Source organism: Collinsella aerofaciens (assembly GCF_015560135.1).
Lineage (GTDB): Bacteria > Actinomycetota > Coriobacteriia > Coriobacteriales > Coriobacteriaceae > Collinsella > Collinsella aerofaciens_AN.
Genome location: NZ_JADMRH010000039.1, coordinates 1 through 1,645 on the forward strand (window position 1 = coordinate 1; position 1,645 = coordinate 1,645).

Annotated in this window: 1 protein-coding gene; it reads right to left on the reverse strand. The window is 56.9% G+C overall.

The window, feature by feature from the left end:
* Positions 1-247: 247 nt before the first annotated feature.
* On the reverse strand, positions 248-1,462 hold the full coding sequence (locus I2H19_RS09695; protein ID WP_195622531.1) for an MFS transporter: 1,215 nt from the start codon (positions 1,460-1,462) through the stop codon (positions 248-250).
* Positions 1,463-1,645 lie beyond the last annotated feature (183 nt).

Below are 1,645 nucleotides of genomic sequence, written 5' to 3' on the forward strand. Positions count from 1 at the left end.
TCGTAGACGTTCTTGCCGTCCTCGACGTAGCCCTCCTGGTCGAAATGCATGATCTCGATCTTCTCGGTTTCCTTCATGGTTTTTCCTTTCTGTCCTGCACGCGAATCTATACATCGCGTTTCTTTTCGATACCAATTATAGACATACACCCAACGTGTTTTTAATACCACTTTTCAATCTGTTCCAATCCTCGGTGAACGGTCGAAATTTTCTGGTGAGTGGTATTAAATTAGAATTTGATGTATAGCTAACGCCCCCGGCGTCTCCCTTGTGTGACAAAGAACAGCGTTCCTACCAGCGCAATAATGGTCGATGCTCCAAACAGTACCGTCTGGACGCCCAAAGCCTCCGCCAAAAATGGAGCCGCCAGCAGCGGCAGCACCCCGGCGCTCATCAGGCCAAAACGCACAAAGCCGGTAATGCGCCCCAGGTATTTGATGTCGGCACGCTCCTGAATCAAGATCATCTGCAGCGGCTCCAGGAACCCCCAGGCCAGACCGTTAATCGCCTGACCGATAATCGCGACCCCCAGCATATCGGTGCCCACGTACACCATGGACCCAATGCCCACGGCCATGAGCGCGCCGAGCAGCAATCGCAGGTTGACATGGCGAGCAGAAAGCTTGGTCAGGATGAACGCACCCACCGAGGAAGTGAGGCCCACGACCGAGGACAGCCAGCCCAGCCAGACGATATCCACGTTGAGTACATCACGGTAGAACAACGACTCCAGCGAATCGAACGCGCCAAACGCAAAGAAACCCAAAAAGCCCGAGATAAAGATGAGGCGCAGGTCGTGGTCGCGAAACGTAAGTCGCGCGCCCTCGGCCATGCCGCCCAGAATACCGCCCTTCGGCTTCTCCCCTTTTGCGGGAGCAACACACTCGTGACAGCCCAAGGAGAGCACGGCCGCCACACCCATCATGCCCGCCATGAGCAGATAGACCGATTGCGTGGCAAAACAGCTCACGATGGCACCGCCGAGCAGCGGGCCAGCGGTATAGGCAATATTGCTGTAGAACACCATGAGGCCGTTCACGCGGGTACGGCCCTCGGTGGTCGACTCCAGGTATCCCGGAAACGCATGCGTGCAGGTGTTGATAAAGCCGCCCGCAAGTCCCAAGACGCACGCGGCAAACACAAGCCCGGGGACAGACAACGGCGCCAACCCCACGCCAAGCGATAGCACAGCCGTAATCACGCACGTCACAAATGACGTCCGGCGCGGTCCAAAGCGGTCGATGACCGAGCCCGACACCATATTGCCCACCGACGTCATAAGATTGCGCACGAGCGTAATGGCGGCAACCAAAAAGGCCGTGCCGGCCAGATCATACGTGGCCGCACCGATAAGCCCCAAAAAGTAGACCGCGTTGTTGGCACACCACTGCAGGGACTCAATAAGAATCAGCCTGACCTCTGCCGGCGTCAGGCGCATTGCTTCGCGATCCTTCGCGAACATACGAACTCCTTCTATACAAAAAGGGGATGGAGGGCATAGGCCTGCTCCATCCCCTTTCCAGGTTGCAACGAAAATCTATGCAGCCGGGCCCTTACGCCAGCACACCGAAGAACGCGCCGATGATGCCCACGACCATGGTGGCAACGATCAGCACCATGGGGTTGATCTTCTTGGACAGCAGCC